The organism is Phaeodactylibacter luteus (assembly GCF_007993045.1).
Classification (GTDB): domain Bacteria; phylum Bacteroidota; class Bacteroidia; order Chitinophagales; family Saprospiraceae; genus Phaeodactylibacter; species Phaeodactylibacter luteus.
The window spans coordinates 58,510-81,407 of the sequence record NZ_VOOR01000027.1; the positions used below are offsets into that span (position 1 = coordinate 58,510).

The 22,898-nt window shown below is 53.1% G+C and carries 18 protein-coding genes; 9 read left to right on the forward strand and 9 right to left on the reverse strand.

Annotation, left to right across the window (positions count from 1 at the left end; genetic code table 11):
- Nucleotides 1-85: 85 nt before the first annotated feature.
- Both FRY97_RS13375 and FRY97_RS13380 read right to left on the reverse strand, forming a co-directional pair.
- Entirely contained in the window at nt 86-796 is a 711-nt protein-coding gene (locus FRY97_RS13375; protein ID WP_147168051.1) for an L-type lectin-domain containing protein, read from the reverse strand.
- 53 nt (nt 797-849) lie between these two features.
- Nucleotides 850-1,188 carry a phage holin family protein gene (locus FRY97_RS13380; protein ID WP_147168052.1) on the reverse strand — a complete coding sequence of 113 codons (339 nt, stop codon included), beginning with the start codon at nt 1,186-1,188 and terminating at the stop codon, nt 850-852.
- 310 nt (nt 1,189-1,498) lie between these two features.
- Between FRY97_RS13380 and FRY97_RS13385 the strand changes: the two genes are divergently transcribed.
- From FRY97_RS13385 to FRY97_RS13420, 8 genes are all read left to right on the forward strand, one after another.
- A complete protein-coding gene (locus FRY97_RS13385; protein ID WP_147168053.1) occupies nt 1,499-2,617 on the forward strand; it encodes a hypothetical protein in 1,119 nt (372 codons plus the stop codon).
- A gap of 104 nt (nt 2,618-2,721) precedes the next feature.
- On the forward strand, nt 2,722-3,825 hold the full coding sequence (locus tag FRY97_RS13390) for an imelysin family protein (RefSeq protein WP_147168054.1): 1,104 nt from the start codon (nt 2,722-2,724) through the stop codon (nt 3,823-3,825).
- Between the two features lie 24 nt (nt 3,826-3,849).
- On the forward strand, nt 3,850-5,232 hold the full coding sequence (locus FRY97_RS13395) for an HTTM domain-containing protein (RefSeq protein WP_147168055.1): 1,383 nt from the start codon (nt 3,850-3,852) through the stop codon (nt 5,230-5,232).
- On the forward strand, nt 5,213-7,666 hold the full coding sequence (locus tag FRY97_RS13400) for a TonB-dependent receptor (RefSeq protein ID WP_170254638.1): 2,454 nt from the start codon (nt 5,213-5,215) through the stop codon (nt 7,664-7,666). Before FRY97_RS13395 ends, FRY97_RS13400 begins: the two co-directional genes overlap by 20 nt.
- A gap of 102 nt (nt 7,667-7,768) precedes the next feature.
- A complete protein-coding gene (locus tag FRY97_RS13405) occupies nt 7,769-8,188 on the forward strand; it encodes a CBS domain-containing protein (RefSeq protein WP_147168057.1) in 420 nt (139 codons plus the stop codon).
- 19 nt (nt 8,189-8,207) lie between these two features.
- On the forward strand, nt 8,208-8,588 hold the full coding sequence (locus FRY97_RS13410; RefSeq protein WP_147168058.1) for a hypothetical protein: 381 nt from the start codon (nt 8,208-8,210) through the stop codon (nt 8,586-8,588).
- Between the two features lie 172 nt (nt 8,589-8,760).
- A complete protein-coding gene (locus FRY97_RS13415) occupies nt 8,761-10,212 on the forward strand; it encodes an MBL fold metallo-hydrolase (RefSeq protein WP_147168059.1) in 1,452 nt (483 codons plus the stop codon).
- A 238-nt stretch (nt 10,213-10,450) separates the two neighbouring features.
- The gene (locus tag FRY97_RS13420; protein ID WP_147168060.1) at nt 10,451-11,077 is read left to right on the forward strand and encodes a Tll0287-like domain-containing protein; all 627 of its coding nucleotides are present in this window, start codon (nt 10,451-10,453) and stop codon (nt 11,075-11,077) included.
- 333 nt (nt 11,078-11,410) lie between these two features.
- On the opposite strand, the gene FRY97_RS13425 is transcribed toward FRY97_RS13420, so the two are convergent.
- Nucleotides 11,411-12,046, reverse strand: a complete 636-nt coding sequence (locus FRY97_RS13425) for a protein phosphatase 2C domain-containing protein (protein ID WP_147168061.1) — start codon at nt 12,044-12,046, stop codon at nt 11,411-11,413.
- Nucleotides 12,047-13,424: 1,378 nt separating this feature from the next.
- On the opposite strand from FRY97_RS13425, the gene FRY97_RS13435 reads away from it, so the two are divergent.
- A complete protein-coding gene (locus FRY97_RS13435; RefSeq protein ID WP_147168063.1) occupies nt 13,425-15,584 on the forward strand; it encodes a prolyl oligopeptidase family serine peptidase in 2,160 nt (719 codons plus the stop codon).
- A 560-nt stretch (nt 15,585-16,144) separates the two neighbouring features.
- Here FRY97_RS13435 and FRY97_RS13440 read toward each other — a convergent pair.
- The 6 genes from FRY97_RS13440 to FRY97_RS13465 form a co-directional block, all read right to left on the reverse strand.
- Complete coding sequence (locus FRY97_RS13440; RefSeq protein ID WP_147168064.1) at nt 16,145-19,252, reverse strand: type I restriction endonuclease subunit R; 3,108 nt, start codon at nt 19,250-19,252, stop codon at nt 16,145-16,147.
- Between the two features lie 10 nt (nt 19,253-19,262).
- The gene (locus FRY97_RS13445; RefSeq protein ID WP_147168065.1) at nt 19,263-19,715 is read right to left on the reverse strand and encodes a GxxExxY protein; all 453 of its coding nucleotides are present in this window, start codon (nt 19,713-19,715) and stop codon (nt 19,263-19,265) included.
- A gap of 71 nt (nt 19,716-19,786) precedes the next feature.
- A complete protein-coding gene (locus FRY97_RS13450; protein WP_147168066.1) occupies nt 19,787-21,001 on the reverse strand; it encodes a restriction endonuclease subunit S in 1,215 nt (404 codons plus the stop codon).
- A gap of 185 nt (nt 21,002-21,186) precedes the next feature.
- Nucleotides 21,187-21,585, reverse strand: a complete 399-nt coding sequence (locus FRY97_RS13455) for a GIY-YIG nuclease family protein (protein WP_147168067.1) — start codon at nt 21,583-21,585, stop codon at nt 21,187-21,189.
- Between the two features lie 28 nt (nt 21,586-21,613).
- The gene (locus FRY97_RS13460; protein WP_147168068.1) at nt 21,614-22,159 is read right to left on the reverse strand and encodes a virulence RhuM family protein; all 546 of its coding nucleotides are present in this window, start codon (nt 22,157-22,159) and stop codon (nt 21,614-21,616) included.
- On the reverse strand, nt 22,156-22,898 hold a 743-nt coding region (locus FRY97_RS13465), incomplete at its 5' end, for a type I restriction-modification system subunit M (RefSeq protein WP_147168069.1). The genes FRY97_RS13465 and FRY97_RS13460, both read right to left, overlap by 4 nt.

Below are 22,898 nucleotides of genomic sequence, written 5' to 3' on the forward strand. Positions count from 1 at the left end.
TGGGATGGCTGCTATGGTATGAGCGTAGCATTTGCAGCAGCTCGAGAGCGAACTTCAGGGGCTGGTATTTTCGGGTGCTCACCGGCTATTCGCCCCGGGCCTGCGGCTGCAGTGGCCCGGGGAGCCACGAAAGCCGGTCGAAGCAGACTTCGTGGTAGTTGTTGTAGCGCCCGGTCGCAGCAGTGACCCCCCAATAAATGTTGGCCTGCCCGCCAAAAATATCACCAACCAAGTCTACTTCCGCCGCAATAACCTCCTGCCCATCTATCTCTACGCTCAGCCATTGGCGGGCGGGGTCCCAGCGCACAGCAAGCCGGTGCTGTGCACAGTCCTCGATATTAGGGATAGGCAGCGGGCCGGCAAGGTCATTGAAATGTCCCACCCGGCCGTTGGCCATAATCGCAACATGATCCTCGGGCGGGTCCAGGAGGTGCTCATTGAGCCAAGTGTCGATTTCAATGCCGATGGAAGGGGACAGCCCGGCAAACCCTATGCCCTCGCCGCGGAAGCCGGTTTGGTTCTGCCGGGCGGTGAACACAAACACCATGCCGTCGGCACCGGCTTCATCTTTACAGCCCAGCAGTACGCTCAGCTCAATGGAAAACGGCTCGCGGGCATCTATCGGGCGCTTGTACCAGATAGAGCCCGAAGAATAGCCCCGTTCTTCCGTTAGCCGGTAGCAGTTGTCCCCTGTCCGGTAGGTGTCCCCGCTTAGGGTGAAGTCATCAATGACCGGGCGCTGTGCGGCAGCAGATAGGGCGAGAAAAGCAAAAGCCAGGCAGGGTAGGAGGCGCATAGGCTGATTTTTGCGTTTATAACGCCGCGTGGGGTAAATGGTTGACAGCCAGTTTACTTGGCCTCCTTGTTTTCAAAAAACAAGTTGAATACCGACATGATGATGCTGAAGGCGATGGCCCAAAACCAGCCGTCTACGGTAAAACTGCTCAGGAGGCTGTCGACAAGGAGCACCATAGCCCCGTTCACGAAGAACAGGAAAAGCCCGAGCGTGAGTATGGTGATCGGGAGGGTAAGGAGGAAGAGCACAGGGCGGACCAAAAAATTGGCAATCCCCAAAAGGAGGGCTACGATGATGGCGTTGAAATAGCCATCTATGGCGATGCCTGGCAAAATAGCTGCGGCTAGGTAAACCAGCAGGCCGTTGACAAGCAGGGTGATGAGCAAGCGCATAGGTTCGTTTTTTATGTAAAAACCCCTTGCCGCTTGCACAGGTTCGTTCCCTTTTGCCGGGGCAGGCGGTTTGTCTTGGGCTGCCCTTTGTTTGTATTTAGTCTAAATACCTAAGATTAGGTAGGCGTTTGCAGGGTTTGGGTATTGCAGGAGCGGGGTGCCGCCGATAGCTTTGCACTTCCGGCAAACGCTTACCGCTATGTCGGATTTTTGTAAATAATTTATTTGGACTAAGTCTAAATATGGTTTGTTTTTTTCTTTTGCAACAACAACCTTTTACGGTATCAGATACAACAACAAACTTTCAAAAATGAAGAGCGTAAAATTCATGATGCTGGCGCTTGCAGCTGCCACGTTCGTATTCAGCTGTGACGATAACAACGAGAAAGAGCCGCTGGATATCCCAGCAGAATACGATGGCACCAATTTTGAAGCCAACACCTCTATCGAGCTCCAGGTCCGGGAGCAGCTTACTGCTTTCGTCAACAAAGCCAAAGAGGGGCGTACCCCTGGCACCAGCGTAGACGCAGCCGAGCTGAGCGCCTTGTACAGTGCAGGTAGCCCATCCCTGCAGAGCATCACGACCAATTATTATCAAGGGCTGGTAGACGGCTGGATTGCAGAGCTGTCCAAGGCAAGCGGAGGCACCTATACTCCGGGAGCCCCTGCCGGCGAGGGCGGGGCCCTGGGCGGCTATCTGTTTGATGAAAACGGCATGGAGCTGGAGCAGCTGCTCGATAAGGGCTTGTACGGTGCTGCGATGTACAACCACGCCGTCAGCCTGATCGAAGCTGGCAGCCTGACGCCGGCAACCGTCGACCGCTTGGTGCGCATTTATGGGGCACACCCCGATTTCCCCAACACCAACAACAGCGCTACCGCTGACAACCCAGATGCTTTCTTGGCCAACTACACCGCCCGCCGCGACAAAAACGACGGGCAAGGGCTGTACACCCAAATGAAGACGGCTTTTATCACTTTGCAGGCCGCACTGAAGGCGGGCGAAGAATACAGCCAAGAGCGCGATCAGGCACTGCAAGACCTGACCGATACCTGGGAGAAAGCCAATGCAGCTACCGTGATCAACTATTGCCATCAGGCTATTGCCCGCCTCAGCGCTACCAACCCTACTGAAGGGGAAATTGCAGGCGGCCTGCATTCCTACGCAGAGGCGGTGGGCTTCCTTCAGGGCTGGCGCACCATCCCCGCCGGCTACAAAACCATTTCGGATGCGGATATAGATGCCTTGCTGGCAAAAATGAACGCCCCTCAGGGGCAGGTGCCCACGTCTTACCGCTTAGTGACCGATCCGGGGGCTGAACTGCCCAAATTGCAGGAAGTCATCGCAGACCTGCAGGGCATTTACGGCTTTACCGATCAGGAGATTGAAGACTTTAAAGAAAACTGGGTATCCGTACAGGGCCGATAAGCTCCGGATACATGGAAGTTCCGTAGTGGCAGCGGCTGCTACGGGGCTTTCCTCTTTTGATACGGCAAGTCATTAGTATAGCTAACGTACAAACTTCAAGGGTAATGAAAACCAATTCTACCTTAGTCCTTTTCTTGCTTTTTGCTGTGCCCGGGCTTTTGCTCACCGGGTGCGGAACGGAAGGAGAGGGCACGCCTGATTTTGACCGGGAGGAGATGCTCCTTCATTATTCGGCCAACGTGATAAAGCCTGCCTTCCAAGGGCTACAGCAGGAAGCAGAAAATCTGGACAGCCAGGTGGGGGCTTTTGTTGACGCCCCTTCTGCTGCTGCCTTGGGCAGTGCCAAAGCCGCTTGGCTTTCAGCTTACGCTGCCTGGCAGTCGGCCAATGCGTTCAACTTCGGCCCAGCAGGGGAAGACGGTCTGCGCAAGGGGCTGATCGAAGAGGTCGGCACCTGGCCTGTGGCAGTGGGAAAAGTAGAGAATGCCATCACAGCAGCAGACCACTCCCTTTCTGGCTTCGACCGGGACGCGCGGGGTTTCCTCGCCATAGAGTACCTGCTCTTTGGTGGAGGGGAGGCCGAAGTGCTGCAGCAGTTTGAGGGCTCCTCTTCCCGCCGGGCACATTTGAAAGCATTGACCGCTGACGTGCTGGCCCGCGTACAGGACGTGAATGAAGCTTGGGAAGGGTACGAGGCCGAGTTTGTATCAAACAACGGCACCGATGCAGGCAGTTCCACATCAAGGCTGTACAACGAGTGGGTACGGAGTTTTGAAAGCGCTAAAAACTTCAAGGTCGGCCTGCCTGCTGGCAAGCGGCCCGGGCAGGTTCAGTCGGAGCCTCAGCTCGTGGAGGCTTTTTATTCCGCAACCTCACTGGCGCAGCTCAAGGCGCACCTGCAGGCGATAGAAGACATCTATTATGGCGGCGGCGAAGGCGATCGTCAGGGGCCAAGCTTGAAAACCTACCTCGATAATGTGGTAGGGGGCACAGCCCTCATCGCAGAGTCGGAAGCCCAATGGGCCAATGTGATGGCTGCGCTAGAAGCTGTACCGGAAGGGCAGCCTTTTCGTGAGCTCATTGCTGCGGAGGACCCCACCGTGGAGGCGCTGCATACGGAGCTGCAGCGGCAGACCCGGTTCTTCAAAAGCGATATGTCATCCCTGCTGGGCATTGCAATTACTTTCAGCAGTGGGGATGGCGATTAGGCTTTAGCCTGAAAAGCAGGGAGCATGAATAGGGTACGCTCAGTTTTAGCAGGGCACAGTTGGCGGCATTGGGCCGCCTGGCTGGAGGAGCCGGTATCGGTGGCGCCACTGGCCGCTTTCCGTCTTGTCTTCGGGGCGGTCATGTTGTTCAGTACGCTCCGGTTCTGGGCCCTGGGCTGGATTGAAGACCACTACATCGGTGTGCCGTTCACTTTCAAGTACTATGGCTTCGAATGGGTGCAAGTGCTGCCGCCCGGATGGATGTACGCCCTGCATGCAGCTATGGCCCTGGGCGCCTTGGGGGTCATGCTGGGGCTTTTGTACCGTTTTTCTGCTCTGCTCTTTTTCCTGTCTTTCACCTACACCGAGCTCATCGACCTAGCTTACTACCTAAACCACTACTACTTCGTCAGCCTGGCCAGCTTTTTATTGATCTGGGTACCTGCCAACCGGAGGTGCTCCATTGATGCCTGGTTGTGGCCTGGCGTATATGGCAAAGAAGCCCCTCGCTGGACGGTATTGGTATTCAAACTGCAACTGGCGATTGTCTACATTTATGCAGGGCTGGCCAAAATCAATACCGACTGGCTCATCCATGCCCTACCGCTGCGTATATGGGTGCCGGCCAATGACAAGCTCCCGCTCATCGGGCCGCTGTTCTCATGGAAGGCCACCCCCTATCTGTTCAGTTGGATAGGCATGCTGTACGACACCCTTATCGTTTTTTTCCTAGCCTGGCCCCGTACCCGGCTCCTGGCCTACCTCACTGTTATCGTTTTTCATACCCTTACCGGGCTGATGTTCCAAATCGGCGTTTTCCCGATCGTCATGATCGGGGCGACGTGGATATACTTTTCCCCTGCTTTCCACGAACGGCTCATCGGCGGGATAGAGCGTGCAGCGCCCATCCCATTCCTGGCAGCAGGACCGCTCAGGGCAAAGCCTGCACCCCGTGCACTGGGCATGATGTTGGTGCTGTTTTTTGCTTTCCAGCTGGTTTTCCCCTGGCGCTACCTGGCGTATCCCGGCAACGTCTTTTGGACGGAAGAGGGCTACCGTTTCAGTTGGCGTGTGATGCTCATGGAAAAAGCAGGGACAGCCACTTTTTATGTGACCGACCGGAAAACGGGGCGCAAGGGCGTGGTAGACAATTCCGAGTTCCTTAAACCACACCAGGAAAAGCAAATGGCCATGCAGCCGGATATGATTTTGCAGTTTGCGCATTTCCTTGCCCGGCATTACGAAAAACAAGGTGTACATGACCCTTTGGTACAGGTAGAAGCGTACGTTACACTGAATGCCCGCCCCAGCCGGCTGCTGATTGACCCTGAGGTAGATCTGGCTCAGGTGGAGGATGGCTGGAAGCCCAAAAAATGGATATTGCCCTATGAAGATGAATCGTTGTAAGGTATGGAAGCTGCTGCTGGCCCTTTCCCTTCTCTGCTCCGTAGCAGGGCGCGGGCAGGAGGCCGTGGGCGAACTCCGGGGCAGGGTATGGTCCCAGGCTACGGGCAAGGCTGTGGCCGGGGCTACAGCGGTACTGCCGCAGTTGAATCAAAGCGTTTTCACGGATGACAAAGGCGAGTTTGTTTTTCAGGGGCTGGCTTATGGCGCATACGAGCTGGTTGTTTTTGAAGTAGGCAAGGCCACCTGGCAGCAGGAAGTAGCGCTGGAGGAACCGGTATTGGAAGTTGAGGTAGCCTTGCGGGAGCTGGCCGTGGAGCTCGATGCGGTGGAAGTACAGGCAGAGCGGGAGGCCACTTTTGGGGTTGCCCGCCTGAGGGCTGTGGAAGGCACTTCCATTTACGAAGGCAAAAAAAGCGAGGTGGTAGTGCTCGAGGCCATAGCCGCCAACTTATCGGCCAACAACCCACGGCAAATTTTTGCCAGGGTGACGGGCCTGAACATTTGGGAAAGCGATGGGGCCGGGCTGCAGTTGGGCATAGGCGGTCGGGGGCTGAGCCCCAACCGGACGAGCAACTTCAATACCCGTCAGAATGGCTATGACATCAGCGCCGATGCCCTGGGTTACCCGGAAAGCTATTACACGCCCCCCGCAGAGGCCCTAGCGCGCATAGAGGTCGTGAGGGGCGCAGCAAGCTTACAGTACGGCACCCAATTTGGGGGGCTGCTGAATTTTGTCTTCAAGCGCCCGCCCAAGGAAAAGCCTTTTGAGGCCGTCAGCAGGCAGACCGTGGGCGCTTTTGGGTATTTTGGCTCTTTCAATAGTGTGGCGGGCACCCTTGGCGATGGGCAGTTCAGCTACTACGCTTTTTACAACCGCCGCCAAGGGGACGGCTGGCGCCCAAATGCTGGCTTCCAATTGGACAATGGCTTTGCTGCCCTTCAGTTCCGCCCGGGGGAGCGCCTGTCGATAGGGCTGGAGGCCACGGTCATGGGCTACCTTGCTCAGCAGCCCGGCGGCCTGACGGATGCCTTCTTCGAGCAAAACCCCCGGCAGTCTATCCGCGATCGCAACTGGTTTCAAATCAAGTGGAACCTCCTGGCCATGACTTTGGATTACCGCTTCACGGACCGCACCCGGCTCAATGTACGGAGCTTTGGCCTTATGGCCCGCCGGCAGTCCCTTGGCGCGCTGACCCCCATCAACAATATCGATTTCGGTGGCAACCGGACCCTGATAGACGGGGCATTCAACAACTTGGGCACAGAAGCCCGTGTGCTGCACCGCTACAAATGGATGGGGCAGGAGCACACTTTTGTGGTGGGCGTGCGCGGTTACCGGGGGCATTCCGATGCACAGCAAGGGGATGGCAGCGATGGCGATGGGCCTGATTTTGAGTTCCTCAACCCCGGCGATGTAGAAGGCTCCGCTTATGATTTCCCCAGTACAAACCTCGCTGCTTTTGCCGAACATATTTTTACGCTCAGCCCTACGCTCACCCTCACCCCGGGGCTGCGCATGGAGTATATCAAAACGGCAGCAAGCGGGTACTACAAACAGCGCGTATTTGATGCAGCGGGCAACCTCATTGTTGAAAACCGGGAAGAGGAGGAACTGGGCCGCAGCCGATCCCTGCTGCTCATGGGGCTGGGGGTAGCCTACAAGCCTCGCCCTGGCGTGGAGTGGTACAGCAATGTATCCCAAAACTACCGCGCCATCAATTTCACCGACTTGCGCATAGACAACCCAAACGGGCGGGTAGACCCCAACATTCAGGACGAGCGGGGCTTTACGGCTGACTTCGGCTTCCGCTTCCGCAAGGAGCGGTCTATTTACCTCGACGTGACCGCTTTTCAGGTGTTGTACCGCGACCGCATCGGGCTGTTGCTGCGCTCCGATGAGCCGCCCCTGTTCAACGATTATCGGTTGAGGACCAATATTGCCGATGCCCGTATATTGGGGGTAGAAGGCTTTTGTGAGTGGGAGATCCTGCGCTATTTCGCCCCTGCCGACAGCCTGTCCAGCCTCAGCCTGTTCGTCAATGCTGCACTGATAGACGCCCGTTATATCAATACCCAAGACAACAGCATACGCGGGCGGCGGGTAGAGCTGGCCCCTCCTGTGATGGTGCGCACCGGGCTGAGCTGGCAATGGCGGCAGTTCCGCCTCGGCGGGAGCCTGGCCTACACATCTGAGCATTTTACGGATGCGACTAACGCCCGCCGGACCAGCTCTGCCGTTAATGGGGCCATCCCTGCTTATATGGTGGCCGACCTCAGTGCGGGGTACCGCTGGCGCATGTTCTCCCTGGAGCTGTCCTGCAACAACCTCTTTGATGCGGCTTATTTTACCCGCCGGGCAGACGCCTACCCCGGCCCGGGCATTATCCCCGCAGACGGCCGCAGCTGGTTCCTGACCCTGGGCGTGAAAATTTGAAGCTTGCACTCCTGACAAAACTCACTTTCCAGCCTGACGAAGTTCATCGTTTATGGGGCTAGGCGATGCCATCTTGTGGGGGCAAGCAAAGCCATAAAAGCCATGATCAAGCCCATCCCTATTGCAGTCCGACAGCTTATGAGCCGCGACCTGGTTGTTGCCAGGCCGGAAGACCCCATCGAAAAGGCCGACCAGATTTTCATGAGCTACAATATCCATCATCTGCCCATAGTAGACAAAGATGGGCAGTTGCAGGGGCTGGTCACGAAGAGCGACTACGCCCGGCTGAGCCGCCTGTTGAGCCTCTTTAAGCCGGCGTACGAGCAGGTCAGGATGAGCGATATCATGACCCGGAAGCTGGCCACTATTGGGCCCGATGAGGAAGTTACGGAAGCCGCCAAGGTGTTCCAGAGCAACATCCTGCACGCCCTGCCCGTGGTAGACAGTGGGCAGTTGGTAGGGCTCATCACCACCCACGATCTGCTTGGCTTTTTGCTTGAGGAACGCAAAAGATTAGCATAAACTAAAAAATACAGGAACTATGGTGACCACCACAAGCAATCTCGAAACCCTCCATTTTGACCACCGCCTCTGGGCCAATGAGCTGAGCTTTTTTGCGGATGAGCTAGGTATTTTCGAGCACCGGCTCGAGGAGCTCTCTGTCAAGGCAGGAGCAGAGGGGGCCCGCAGTCAGCTGGAGCAATTCCAAAATCAGTTCATCCGTCAGCGCGAGGTGCTCGATGAGCTGAAGCACAACATAAAAGTGCACGAACAAAAACTTGGGCAAGCCTTGCAAAAACAGGAAGAGCTGCCCCTGGACCCCGATTTTCACAACTATATGGAAGAGCAGATGGCTACCTACCGCGCGCTCTATACAGAGCTCAAGCAGAAATTTTATGCCTTCTTGTCTGCCCACCGGTAGCCGGGGAGCAAGGCTTTCTGCTGCTTCAGCTATCCCCGCTGTGAGGGCGCCCGCAGGTGCCTTGCAGCGGGGGTTTCATTTTGTGACGGCCGTCACTGACCAAATATTAGGCGGTGCTTACCTTTGTATCGTTGAATGATTAAAACACAACTTCACAACGCATAGCCTAAATATGAAAGTCGAACAAATTTATACCGGTTGCCTGGCAGAAGCTGCTTACTATATCGAAAGCAATGGCGAGGCTGCAATTATTGACCCGCTGCGCGAGACACAGCCCTACATGGAAAAGCTCGAGCAGGCAGGCGTTAAGCTGAAGTACATCTTCGAGACCCACTTCCACGCTGATTTCGTCTCAGGCCACCTGGACCTGGCAGAGAAAACCGGCGCTCAGATTGTCTATGGCCCTAAGGCAGAGACCACTTTTGAGAAGTATATGGCCAAAGACGGGGAGGAGCTCAAGTTGGGCAACGTGACCTTCAAAGTGCTGCACACGCCCGGCCACACTCCGGAGAGCACCACTTTCCTCCTTTTGGACGAGAAAGACCGGGAATATGCCATCTTTACAGGCGATACCCTCTTTATTGGCGATGTGGGCCGCCCTGACCTGGCGCAGAAGACTGGAGAGATCACAACTGAGGACTTGGCGAGCTGGCTCTACGATAGCTTGCGCGAGAAAATCATGACCCTGCCCGATGAGACTATTGTTTACCCCGGCCACGGTGCGGGCTCTGCTTGCGGAAAGAACATGAGCAGCGAGACTTGGGATACCTTGGGCAATCAGAAGAAAACCAACTACGCCCTGCGCGCTGATATGACCCGGCAAGAGTTCATTGAGGAGCTCACTGCCGGGCTGATGCCGCCCCCACAGTATTTCGCCAAAAACGCGAAAATGAACAAAGCGGGCTACGGCAGCTTTGACGAGGTGCTTGAAAAAGGCGCCGTCGCCCTTAGCCCTGCTGATTTCGAAGCCCGGGTGGAGGAGCACGAAGCGCTGGTGCTCGATACCCGCAGCGAGGCCGCATTCCGCGAAAGCCACATCCCTAACTCCATCTTCATCGGCTTGGACGGCAGTTTTGCCCCTTGGGTAGGCGCCCTGATCACCGACCTGCAGCAGCCAATTGTATTCCTGGCTGAAGAAGGGCGGGAAGAAGAAGTGGTCACCCGCCTGGCACGTGTGGGCTACGATAACACCCTGGGTTTCCTGAAAGGCGGCGTTGACGCTTGGAAAGCGGCCGGCAAAGAGACCGATAGCGTGAATGCAATCACCGGTGAGGAATTCGCCAAGCGCCTGGCAGCAGGGCAGGTGCCCAACCTCTTCGATGTGCGCAAGCCAACGGAGTACCTTTCTCAGCATGTCGCTGCGGCTGGCAACTTCCCGCTGGATTACATCAACAAGAATATGGACCGTCTGGACCGCAACGAAACGTACTACCTCCACTGTCTCGGCGGCTACCGGTCACTGATTACGACTTCCATCCTGAAAGCCCGTGGCTACCACAATATCGTGGACATCATTGGCGGATGGCGGGCAATAGAGGAAACTGACGCGCCTCTCACAGCACACGTATGCCCAAGCACCATGTCACAGGAAATGATCGATGAAGCTATAGCTGCTGTAGCATAGGCTCATCCTAAGTCAATCCATTGATGTTGTTTTGTAGAGTAGCGCTGTGAGCCAATCGCAGCGCTATTCTTTTTATCTTTCTTAGAGCGTGTTGGGATTTTCGGGGCGAAGTATAAGCGAAAAAGTGTTCCGCTGTCTAGCAGGATAGACCGATTACTAAAGTCCCAACACGCTCTTACCTCAGGGTGCAGGCGGAGCGCTCGCATAGCCCTGGATTGTTAACCTTAAACCTTATATCATGAAGAATTTTAATGTACGTTTATTGGCGTTGGCCTTATTGGCTCTTGGCGCATGGGGCTGTCAGCCGGCACCGGGCGAAAGCGGTTCGGCGGCAGCATCGGAGGCACCGGTGCTGGATACTGCTCAGTACAAGAAGCAGGGCATGGACATTGCCCTGACCACTTTTGGTGTATTGAGCGGGCAGCTCAAACAGGCCATGCAAGCAGGTGGTGTCGCCCATGCCGCTACTTACTGCAATACAGCGGCTTACCCTCTGGTGGACAGTATGTCTGTTGTTTATGGCGCTCAGATCCGCCGGGTAAGTCAGAAACTGAGGAACCCGGCCGATGCCCCCAACGAGCGGGAGGCAGCGATGCTGGCGGCCTACCACGAACGCAAGGCTGCAGGCGGCAAACTTGGGCCTGAAGTCCGTCAGCTGGAAAATGGGGAAGTCGCTTTTTATGCTCCTATCCTGACGCAGGAGCTGTGCCTGAAGTGCCACGGCGACCTCGGGGGGGCGCTGGCTGAAAGCGATTACGAAACCATAAAGACGCTTTACCCTGAAGATGAGGCCATCGGCTACGCCGCTGGCGATCTAAGGGGGATGTGGAGCATTACTTTCCCCGCGCCCGGCACAAAGCAGTAGGCCTTTACAGGTACGAAGCCTGTGCTTATCTGCACAGCTGCTGCTGGCCCTGGGCGGGCAGCAGCCACTTCCAAATTGGAACAAGCTTTGCAGGACTGCCCGCTGCAAAGCTTGCTGCTGCTCAGCGCACCGGAGCGGAAAGCATTTTTGGATAAACTTCTGCCATGCTTCCTCCTTGTTGTTGAGGAGGCGGGGGCATGTCGCCCCGGAGGTGTTCCGCAAGCGCTTGGCTAACTTGGCAGGGGAGGTGTGGAGCCTGGATGAAATAGAGCATGGGGCACTGTGCGGCTGCCGGATGAAAATCAGTATGGGCTATCTGTCCGCCGGTTCCAATCAGCCCTTCAGCAGCAGGAGCGTCATATCATCAAATTGAGTGACTTGGTTGAGGGCCATGATTTCTTCAAATTTGCTCTCCCAGTCTTCGGAGCCCAAAACGAGGGCTACTTCCTGCCTGTAGTTTTTCCGGTTCGTTGAGATCCCGTCAGACATGAGCGCAAAACAAGTGCCTTCCCTTAACGGCCCCCCGCTTTTCACCCTGGATGGCAGTAAGTCAGGCTGTATCCTGAATCCGCATTCCGGGGTCAGCTCTTCAATCTTGCCCTCTTCAAATTTGAGGATCAGGCTATCGCCAATCCCAAAGTAGAAATATTCCCCCGCCTGCCGGTCAATGGCTACGGACACTAGGGTGGTCAGCATGCCCTCGCACGGCCCCTTGGTCCAGTATATTTTGGCGTAGGTCTTCCTCAGGCTCTGTGCGATGCCTTCCCGCACGCCTAGATCTGCAAATTCATTCTTATAAAAATAGGCCAGGTCTTCACAGGCTTGTTCCGATGCTTTCCAGTCGCAGGCATTCCCGCCTACGCCGTCTGCCACACAGGCAAGCTGTATCCGCTCGTCTTCGTAAAAACTGAAGTGGTCTCCATTTTTTATTTTCCCCTTTTTGGGGAGGCTTTTGGCAATGTACTTCATGGTTTTTGAATGAGATGTGTTTGTGTTTGATCGTTGTCTGTTGTGTTGTTGCCTCAGGAGTAAATAGCACTGATGCCCCTTTGATCGAAAATGGGGTGGCGAACAAGGCTATTGGGATATCCGGTGCTTTGGCCTAGCGCTGCGCAGGGGTGGCCGAAGGCCAGACCCGACGCCTGTAGGGCGAGGGGCCGAGCGGACAGCGAGCCCCGCAGCATAGCGGCGCCTGCCCGTTGGAGCCTTCCTTGCGGCAGGGGCAGGCCCCTATCCTTGCGGAGGAGGCAGGCCCAAAAAAGACAATTTGGCCTTCGCCAGTCCCAGAGGGACGATAATTTTTTCCGACAATCGTCAGATTGTTTGAAAGGCCATAAGCTGACATCAGTCCTGTAAGGACGGCATCAGGGCAGGCCCAAAAAAGACAATTTGGCCTTCGCCAGTCCCAGAGGGACGATAATTCTTTCCGGCAATCGTCAGATTGTTGAAAGGGCAAGCCCAAAAAACGACAATCTGGCCTGCGCCCAGTCCCGGAGGGACGATAATCCTTTCCGGCAATCGTCAGATTGTTGAAAGGGCAAGCCCAAAAAACGACAATTTAGCCTGCGCCCAGTCCCAGAGGGACGATAATTCTTTCCGACAATCGTCAGATTGTTGAAAGGCCATAAGCTGGCATCAGTCCTGTAAGGACGGCATCAGGAGGCAGCCCTAAAAAACGACAATTTGGTCTGCGCCAGTCCCAAAGGGACGATAATCCTCTCCGACAATCGTCAGATTGTTGAAAGGCCATAAGCTGGCATCAGTCCTGTAAGGACGCATCAGGGGGCAAGCCCCAAAAAAACGACAATTTAGCCTGCGCCCAGTCCCAGAGGGACGATAATCCTCTCCGACAATCGTCAGATTGTTGAAAGGCCATAAGCTGGCATCAGTCCTGTAAGGACGGCATCAGGGGGCAAGCCCCAAAAAAAACGACAATTTGGCCTGCGCCAGTCCCAGAGGGACGATAATCCTTTCCGACAATCGTCAGATTGTTGAAAGGCCATAAGCTGGCATCAGTCCTGTAAGGACGGCATCAGTCAAAATATTGAAAATACCCCTACATTCCCCCAAGACAAACCAATAATAGGCCCCAAAACTTGCCCGATACCCAAGGCCATCGCGAATAGTTCCCTATTTTTCATCCGCCAAATTGAACCGCTTTTTGCTTTGCCCACACGATTTAGCGTAGAGCCAGAAAAAGCGAAAATTGAGGAGGTGGTTTTTTCGAAACCTATCCCGCAAGGCGGGAGGCTACGGTCATACGCGAAGGAAGAGGTGGCAAGAAAACCAAAAACTATTTTTCTGCCATATAAAATGATTTCGGATAAAGTCTACTAAAAGCAAAGACATGCAACAGAACTGTTTTTGGAAAATAGGGTTAGTAGCTGGCTTACTGATGGCGATGCATGCAGCAGGTATTGCACAGGAAGGTGAGCTCACACTTGATGACCTGTTCGCAACGCCAAAACTGACGGGAACAACCCCGTCCCGGCCTGTGTGGGCACCGGACAGCAAGCACTTCGCCTTTTCTTGGAGTGAACCAGGAAATCCCGGGCGCGGCCTTTGGGTATCCACAAGCGATGGAAAGGAGGTGCGCCTGCATTCCGATACAGCCTCCGCGCCCGTGCGCGATATGGCCTGGGCCGACGCGAACACCATCCTGAGCCTGCGAGGTGGCCACCTATGGCGGACATCGCTGAGCCAGGGAGAGGATATCCAGCTGATGCCCGTAGAGGCAGGGGCACATAACCTGTCGATATCGCCAAATGGCAGGCAGGCGGCGTATATCAGCAACGGTGACCTGTGGCTGGCTGACTTCGCTTCCAAACAGAACCGGCAGCTCACTGAGATCGGCATCGCCAGTCTCTCGGACTTGCCGAAGGGGCGCTACAGCCGGCCGGAACGTGAAATCGGGCCGGGCATCTGGAGCGGCCCAACGTACAAGTGGTCCCCGGATGGCCAGGCCATCGCGATTCATGTCGTTGACCGGCGCGAGATGCGAAAGGTGCCCTTCCCGGATTACCTCGCTGCCGAAACCAACCCCAACGAGGTCCGCCGAGGTTATCCGGGCGATCCCAACGAGATACGCAGGGTGGGCCTGCTCGATGTGGAAAGCGGTAACATTACGTACCTCGATTTGCCAGGCCCGGCCGCCAATCAGGTCATCGACTTCAACTGGTCACCGGACGGTGCGCTGCTGGTTGATACCGCATCCGACACGGCGGTTGAACGCAAGCTGTTTGTCGTTGCACCCGGAGAAAGGCAGGTGCGCGAGATTTGGCGAGGTGTTCGCGAGAGCCGCATGTACACATCTTTTGGATCTGCCTGGGATCCGGAAGGAAAGCAGGCCATTTTCTTAAGCGATATGGGCGATCGCTACGGCCTTTATACCATCGATGCCTCACCATCTGGAGATCGTCCGCAGCTCCTGACCGATCCATCCTACGATGTGCTGTCCGCCCCCAGTGTTGCTGGTGACGCACTGTTTTATGCAGGCAACGGCGTTAATCCGTACGAACAGCACGTGTACCGCCTGAATCTGTCCGGTGGCGGCCCCGAGCAGGTAACTCGTCTTCCGGGGCGCAACGATGGCTATCCCTCACCGGATGGGCAGCACCTGGTGTTCATGCACAGCCACGACACTTCGCCGCCTGAGCTTTACGTGGCAAGCAGCGGAGGTGGCGAGGCTGTGCGGATAACCCACTCGCCCTTGCCCGCCTTCACGGAGCGGGCCTGGGCGGCTGCGGAATACGTCAGCTTCCCCAGTCTTGTGGATGACTACACCTTGCACGCCCGGATTCTGAAACCTGCCAACATGCAGCCCGGTAAGCAATATCCGGTGCTGTTTGGGCCTGTGTATTCGAATACAGCGAGGAACCGCTGGGCCGGCAACTACAGCCTCGTACAGCAGTTCTTGGCTATGAAGGGATATGTCATCGTGCAGGTGGATTCACGTGGCAGCAACGGATATGGCCGGGCATTCCGTGAAGAATTCCTGTTGGGCTTTGCCGGCCAGGACATTGAGGATTATGCGAGTGCCGTTGCCTATATGGAGTCTCTGGATTATGTCGATCCCGACCGCATCGGCATCTGGGGCAGCAGCTACGGTGGCACATTATCCGTTTATTCGCTGTTGATGAAGCCGGGCTTGTTTCAGGTAGGCGTTGCGGCAGCGGCGGCGGTTGACCCGGCGTTCTTTGGCACGGACGACGTGGCGATAGTTCGTACCCCACAGGCCCACCCGGAGATCTTCGAAAGGAAAGCGCTCAACTATGCGGCGAATCTGGAGGACAAACTCCTGTTTATCCACGGCATGCAGGACCATGTGGTCCCCTTCAAGACGACAGCCGTGCTAGCGGAAGAACTGATTAAACAAGGCAAGGACTTCGATTTTGCGTTTGCACCGGGTGCGACGCATGGATGGAGCCGTGAACGGCACTACGACCGCTATCTGTTTGGCAAGATCATCGAATACTTTGACCGGCACCTGGGCATGCCGTCTGAGTAGAGGTTGGGGTAGCCTTAACTTAACCCAATCCTTAGGACAGCTGAATTTGATTTTTTTAGTTTGGGAAACAGCATTGTTTTCTCCATAAATTAATGGGCCTGGTTTAGCCTTTCTGAAGTTCAAAGGTCAAGGGTGTTAATTTTGTGCGTAAACCCGCTTACGCAGTGCGCTCGTGGATATGATATGCTTTTGGGGCTCTAGTGGTCTGTCAAGGCTAAAACTAGGGGTTGCCTGCGGGGATTTTTGAGGCTACTCTTCGTTGGACAACCCCTTACGTAGCGCTGCTATGCGCGGGAACATCCGCCTTGATTTAGCCTCAAAATTCGCTCCCACTCAACCCATAAATTAACACTTGACAGACCACTAGCTTGGCATTGGCCTAGCGCTGCGCAGGGGTGGCAAGCCCGACAGGGCCGAGCGGATAGCGAGCCCCGGAGCATAGCGGCGCCTGCCATTGGGCAGGGGCAGGCCCCTCTTTACGGTAAAAAAAGCCAATCTGGTTGTTAGCCCAATTATCTTGTAGCTCGGGTTTTGGCGGAAAAGCTAGGCCATCAATCCACTCATATCTCCCCGCCAATCCCCTTAAACTTCTCCACAAAGGCAGACATTTTTTGGAAGACACGCTGCTTGAGGGTCAGGTACTGAGGGTTCAGGGGGCTCATTCTCGGTAGAAGTGCGTTGAGCTCTGTACCGTTTTCACTGGCATAGCTGCGCCTCAGGGAGGTGGCAATGTAACGCCTGGCTGCCTCTACGTTCAGGTTTTCTTCAGTTATCAGCTCGGTGGCTTCGCTTTTCTGCCTTTCCTGTGCGTAGGTAAAGAACGATTCCATGATGCCCGCCTTGTCCGGAATGGAGTCCAGGTTGGTTTCATTGATGTAGTCTACGATGAGGCTTTCCTTTGCTCTGTTGCCTATGCTTGCGCGGATGATGCGCCGGATTTCATCCACTAACGAAGCCTTGTCTTTCGTTTTCTTGTTGTGCTCAAATATCAACTCCAGGATATAATCCAGGTTGATCTCTTGTGACTTGAGCAGGTCAACCTCAAATACGACATCATCCCAGTCGATGCCTGATTCTTCTGTTTCTTTGCCTTTTTTCTCCCGGCGCAGCCAGTCGCGGATATCGTTGTAGGTGGATCGGTAGTCTTGTACGGTACGCTCTGGCAAGGTTTCTATTGTTTGCATGATGGCGATGTCCTCATCGGTCACGAAGTAGGTTTCCTTGAAGGCTTCAACGGCTTCCGTATCGTTGAGGTCAATGTCTTGCAGTGCGTTTAGGTGGGTGAACTCATCGTAATTCTGAAGTATGTTTTCTACCCGTAGATACTCGCCGAAGAGCTTGACAAACTCTTTCTTATCGCTCTCCCTGATGATCTCGTCCGGGTCGGGGAATTTTTCATTCAACTCGTTAACCACTTCTATATACCCCCGGCGGGCTTTGCCGGTAGCGATGTCTGTGAAGCCTTCCAAATACTCTTTGTAGCTCTTCTCAAGTACTACATTTTTGGTATTCCGGTCTCCAAACAGCGTAATAGCATCGATGGTAGCTTTTTCTAAATCCCGGAAGGTGACAATATTGCCGAAGGTTTTAGTGGCATCATATATCCGGTTGGTGCGTGAGAAGGCTTGCATTAAGCCGTGATACCGCAGGTTTTTATCTACAAAAAGGGTATTCAGCGTAGGCGCATCAAAGCCGGTGAGGAACATGCCGACGACAATCAGCAAGTCCACTTCTTTGTTCTTTACCCGTTTGGCAAGGTCCCGATAGTAGTTTTGAAATTCCTTGCTTTCCACACCAAAGCTGGTCTTGAACAGGGCATTGTAGTCTTGAATAGCCGCAGTCAAAAACTCTTTGGCACTCAGCTCCATGGCAGAGGGCTCAAAGGTTTCGTCGGCTATTTCCCCTATGGCTCTTTGCTCTTCGTTGGCGGCGAAGGAGAAGATGGTGGCTATTTTCAGTGGCTTTTCGCTATCGGCCTGCAGCTTATTTAAAGTCTCATAGTAGCTTTTCGCGGCATCTACGCTATTGACGGCAAACATGGCATTGAAGCCTTTGTTGCCCCCTTGTGTCCGGTGGGTCTTTATCCTGAAATTTTGCAGGATGTACTCCGAAATCTCTTTGATCCGTGTGGGGTGCAGCAAGGCGGTTTTATTCTCCGCTGCCGTCAGTTTCTTTTCATCCAATTCTGTTTCAATGCCTTTGAACTTCGGCCGTACATCATTGTAGTCGACTTTAAACTTAAGCACTTTCTCGTCTCTGATGGCGTCCGTAATAACGTAGGAGTGCAGTTCGCGCCCAAATACGCTGGCTGTGGTATCCGCACCCAGTGCATTTTGCGGAAAAATGGGCGTGCCGGTAAACCCAAACTGATAGTACTTTTTGAACTTTTTCTTCAGGTTCTTTTGGGCTTCGCCAAACTGCGAACGGTGGGCTTCATCAAAAATGAAAACGACTTGCTGCTGGTATACCGGCAGATCGCGCTCGCTTTTCATCAGGTTGTTCAGCTTCTGAATGGTCGTGACGATGATCTTGTTGTCGTCTTTGTTGAGGTTTCTTTTTAAGCCCGCCGTGCTATCGGACCCATTCACGCTATCCGGAGAAAAGCGCTGGTACTCTTTCATGGTCTGATAATCCAAATCTTTACGGTCTACCACAAAGAATACCTTATCAATAAAATCCAGCCCGGTAGCCAGCCTGGCGGCTTTAAAGCTCGTCAGGGTTTTACCCGATCCGGTCGTATGCCAGATGTAGCCGCCCCCTTCTGTGGTTGCCCATTTTTTGGCTTCATAGGCACTCCTGATCTTCCATAAAATCCGCTCAGTAGCAGCAATCTGATAGGGGCGCATGATCAGCAGGACATCATTGACATCAAAAACAGAGTAATGCAGCAACACCTGCAGCAGCGTGTTTTTCTGGAAAAAGGTAGCCGTGAAATCCTTCAAATCCCTGATCAGCTTATTGTCTGCCTTGGCCCAGTTCATGGTAAAGTCGTAGCTGTTCTTATTGCGCTCCACGGTGTTGGCGAAGTACCGGCTGTCGGTACCGTTGGAGATCACAAACAGCTGCAGGTATTTGAAGAGGGAGTTTTCCTTGTTGAAACTCTCTTTGGTATAACGGTGTACCTGATTGAACGCTTCCCGGATGGCCACGCCCCGCTTTTTTAGCTCGACTTGTACCAAAGGCAAGCCATTGACCAGTATCGTGACATCGTACCGATTGGCGTGGGTGCCCCTTTGTTCAAACTGTGAGATCACCTGCACCTTATTCCGGGCAATCTGCTGCTTGTCTATGAGGTATATGTTCTGTATGTGCCCGTCATCGAAGACGAAGTCATGTATATAATTATCGTGTATTTTCCTGGTCTTATCAATCAGGTTTTCTCCGGGCCGGTCCAAATATTCCTCAACGAAACGAGCCCATTCATTATCCGTAAAGGCCATGTCGTTCAACTCCTGCAGCAGGGCCCTGACGTTGGCCAGCATGGCTTCAGCGGTATTGAGTTTGGGCAGGTGTTCATAACCCTGATTGGCCAGATCCTGTATGAGTTCCCGTTCCAGTGCTGCCTCTGATTGGTAAACCGCGGGGGTCTCATGAACTTCTGAGTACTTGGTGTAGTGCTCAAGTACGATAAAGTGGTTGGATTCTGCTATGGTGTTGTAGTTTGGCATGTTTCGTTGGTTAACCATGAAGGACACGGAATGCAGGGCGTGTTTGTTTCTTTACCACGGAAGGCACGGAATACACGAAAAACCACAGGGCGAGTCTGACGATGTCTGCTTTGGGGTAGCTTCCAAAGTTAACAAGTAACCCTAGTTTCATATTCGTTGCTTTGAGATAATTGAGGAGTTGCGCCTGGTGTTCCGGAGCGATTTGCCTCACGGCTTTTAGTTCTACGATGATTTTTCCGTAACAAATCAGGTCGGGCCGGTATCTTTGTTGCAGCGCCTCACCTTTATAGGACAATTGCAGCTCTGCCTGGGCGATGAAAGGAATTTGACGCGAGGTCAGTTCTCTTTCCAGGCACTCCTGATAAACCGTCTCCAGGAATCCGCAGCCCATTTCCCGATAGACTTCAAATATGGCACCCTGTATTGCATAACCTTCTGCTTTGTATATGATTCGGTCACTCATAACGTGTTAGATTATTACCTCTAATGAGGCAAAATGGACGAACAAAGACGCACCCTACTTTTTTGCGCCTTTTAATTTTCGTGCCTTTCGTGCCTTTCGTGCCTTTCGTGGTCTGTGTTCGGGAAGCTCAACAACAAATCCCGATAATATTCATACTGCTTCTCCCGCAGCTCAATCTCCCTCGGCAACCCCTCGCTGATGGAAGTGGTCAACGTATCGAATTTATCCAGGATGGAGACGATGCGGGCCTGTTCTTCGAGGGGTGGGATGGGCAAAACAAGTCTAGCCAATGCTGATTTTGCAAGTCTAGGTATACTTGCACGGCGAACTTGCCCCAATATCTTATGTTGTTGTGTCCATAAAAAATAGTAGACATATTTGCTATTTATATTTTCTGGTGTTATCAGGTAGTAAACATCATCTGCTGCCCAAAAATCAACATCGCTATAACCAATCTCACCAGCAGCACCAGCACAAATAACAAATGTAGTACCAGCTTTAACATTACTCTCGCTGTAATATCCTAAAGGCGTCATGCTATTTTGGAAAACTGCATATTCACCTGTATCGTCTAACTGGCTTTTTACAAGTCTCTTGCCTCGCTGAAGTGTTATCACCTCCCCCAAAGCCTTCCACACCACGTTCGTGCCTTTCGTGTCGTTCGTGGTCTCAAAGCTCAACAACCGCTCCCGATAATACGCATACTGCTTCCGCCGCGCCGTCAGCTCCGCCGTCAGCTCCGCCGTCAGCTCGGTGAACGTATCGAGGATGCGGACGATTTCCTGCTGTATTTGAAGGGACCGCTCGGGGTCGTTTGGGCAGGGGATGGGGAATTCTTTGTTGCAGTAATTACTAATCCATTGCCGTTTGTGGTCACCCTCTACTAAACCACTGGGAACTGTATTCAACCAATAATAGATATATTTTAATAAAGCCTTAGATTCATCCTTGGATGTAATTATCTTCATCGCTGATGACTTGACCTTAAAATCAAAATCAACCCATTTATTAGCGGTAGTAAAATCATCAAAAATTATTACAGGCGCTTCAGATGCTTTATAAATCCCATCTTCCTCATTAGTATACCCAAGAATGAAGGTCTTGCCGGCAGTTAGAACAGGTGTCTTAAAATCATCATTATAAAATTTTGACTTTACCCGATACTTTGTTGGCTGTTCGTAATCGGTATAATCCCCCAGCGCTTTCCACTCCACCTCAGCCCCATCCAGCAACTTCTCTATAAACGGCAGCCGCCGGTCGCCCTTTGTATTTGGTGCTTTACTCATTGTTTTTTGTCTCCTTTTTTATGGTTTAGATTTCTCGCTTCGCTCGAAATGACGCCTTTTTTTGGGGAGGGGCATAAGCTAGCGGCTGCAGAGAGCCGCTAGCTTATGCCCACTCTTCCCCGCAAAGCGAGTTGTCATTCCGACCGAAGGGAGGGATCTCCAGCCTAGAATTAATCCCCTGCAAATCAAGAAGGAGTGTCATTTCCACTGCAGGGAGGAATCTCCTGGTTTTCCTCCAATTCTCTTAGCAGGTCCGCCACTTGTTGCGCGAAAGGAACCTGTTTATGCATAAATCCCTTTTCAGTCGCTAGTACCTTCCATTCAGGGTTCTTCCTGTTGATGAGTGCCTCCTTCTTTTGGCGGTTCCACTTTTTAAGCTCTTTTTCTCGCTTTATGGCCAAGTCAAAGTAGGGGTACTCTTCATAATAAATGCAGTATTCCAGATTATATTTATCGGTGAATGCATTTTCCACCAGATGATTTTTGTGTTCGTAAATCCTACGGCACAAATCGTTGGTGACACCAATATATAAGGTGGTTCTATTCTTGTTAGTCATGATATAAACAAAACCTGCTCTACTCATTCTTGCCCTTTTTTTTAACTTTCTTTTCCTAGTTCGAAATCGTCTCCAAATACTCCTTTTCCACCTCACTCAGCGTTTTGGCTTTATACTTTTTGTATTCTGCCTTCGCCTTTTCCCTAGCCTGCGCACTGGATACTTTGCCGGCATTATCTAAAACTTTGCGCCCCGCAGAGGCCAAAATCGTATCCAACTCGCGTACGTAGTCGGCCATGGTGAAGCCTTTAATGATGTACTCTTTAAGTCGAGCAGTAGCCCACTGCCGGAAGCGCGTGGTAATTTTTGAATTGATCCTATACCCCAAGGCTATAATCATATCCAGATTGTAATAATCCAGATTGCGTGTTACCGCTCTGTCCCCCTCTTTTTGAACTGTTCGGATTTTCCGAACAGTTGCTTCAGGGGTCAGTTCTTCGTCTGTATAGATATTTTTAATGTGTTCACTTATGGTTGATTTGGCTGCCTGGTACAGTTCAGCGAGCTGTTTTTGGGTTAGCCAGACATCTTCATTCTCCAGATGTACCGAAAGCTCAGAAAGTCCGTCCGCACTTTTATAGATGATTACTTCCTTGCTCATGCCTCAATCTCCTTTACGATCGCATCAATATCTGCCCGCAGCACATTGATCTTGCCCACCGTAGCCGCAATCTCTTTGTTGAGTTCATCGATGTCAATTTGCTCCCGGGTGTCTTTAGGCTCTACATAAGAGCTGACGGAGAGGTTGTAGTCGTTTTCGGCAATTTTACTGTTGTCTATGGTGGTGGCGACATGATCGACCTCTTCTTTGGTATCGAACATGCCCATGATCTGCTTAATGTGGCCATCCGTCAGCACATTATTGTTGGTCTGTTTCTTAAAGAACTCTTCACCGGTGGCATCTATGAACTGGGTTGTGGTATCCGTCTTATGTTTGGACAGCACCAAAATATTCACGGCAATGGAAGTGCCGTAGAAGAGGTTAGGCGCGAGCGCGATCACCGATTCCACATAGTTGTTATCGACCAGGTACTTCCTGATTTTCTGTTCCGCCCCGCCCCGGTAAAAGATGCCGGGGAAGCAGACGAGGGCTGCCCTTCCTTTACTGGACAAATAGCTCAGGGCATGCAGCACAAAGGCGAAATCTGCTTTGGACTTGGGCGCTAAAACACCAGCCGGGGCAAAACGGTCGTCATTGATAAGGGTAGGGTCGTCGCTGCCAATCCACCTTACGGAGTAGGGCGGGTTAGACACGATAGCATCAAAAGGCTTTTCATCGTGCAGCTTAGGCTCTGTAAGCGTGTTGCCCAACTCAATATGGAACTTATCGTAGTTGACAT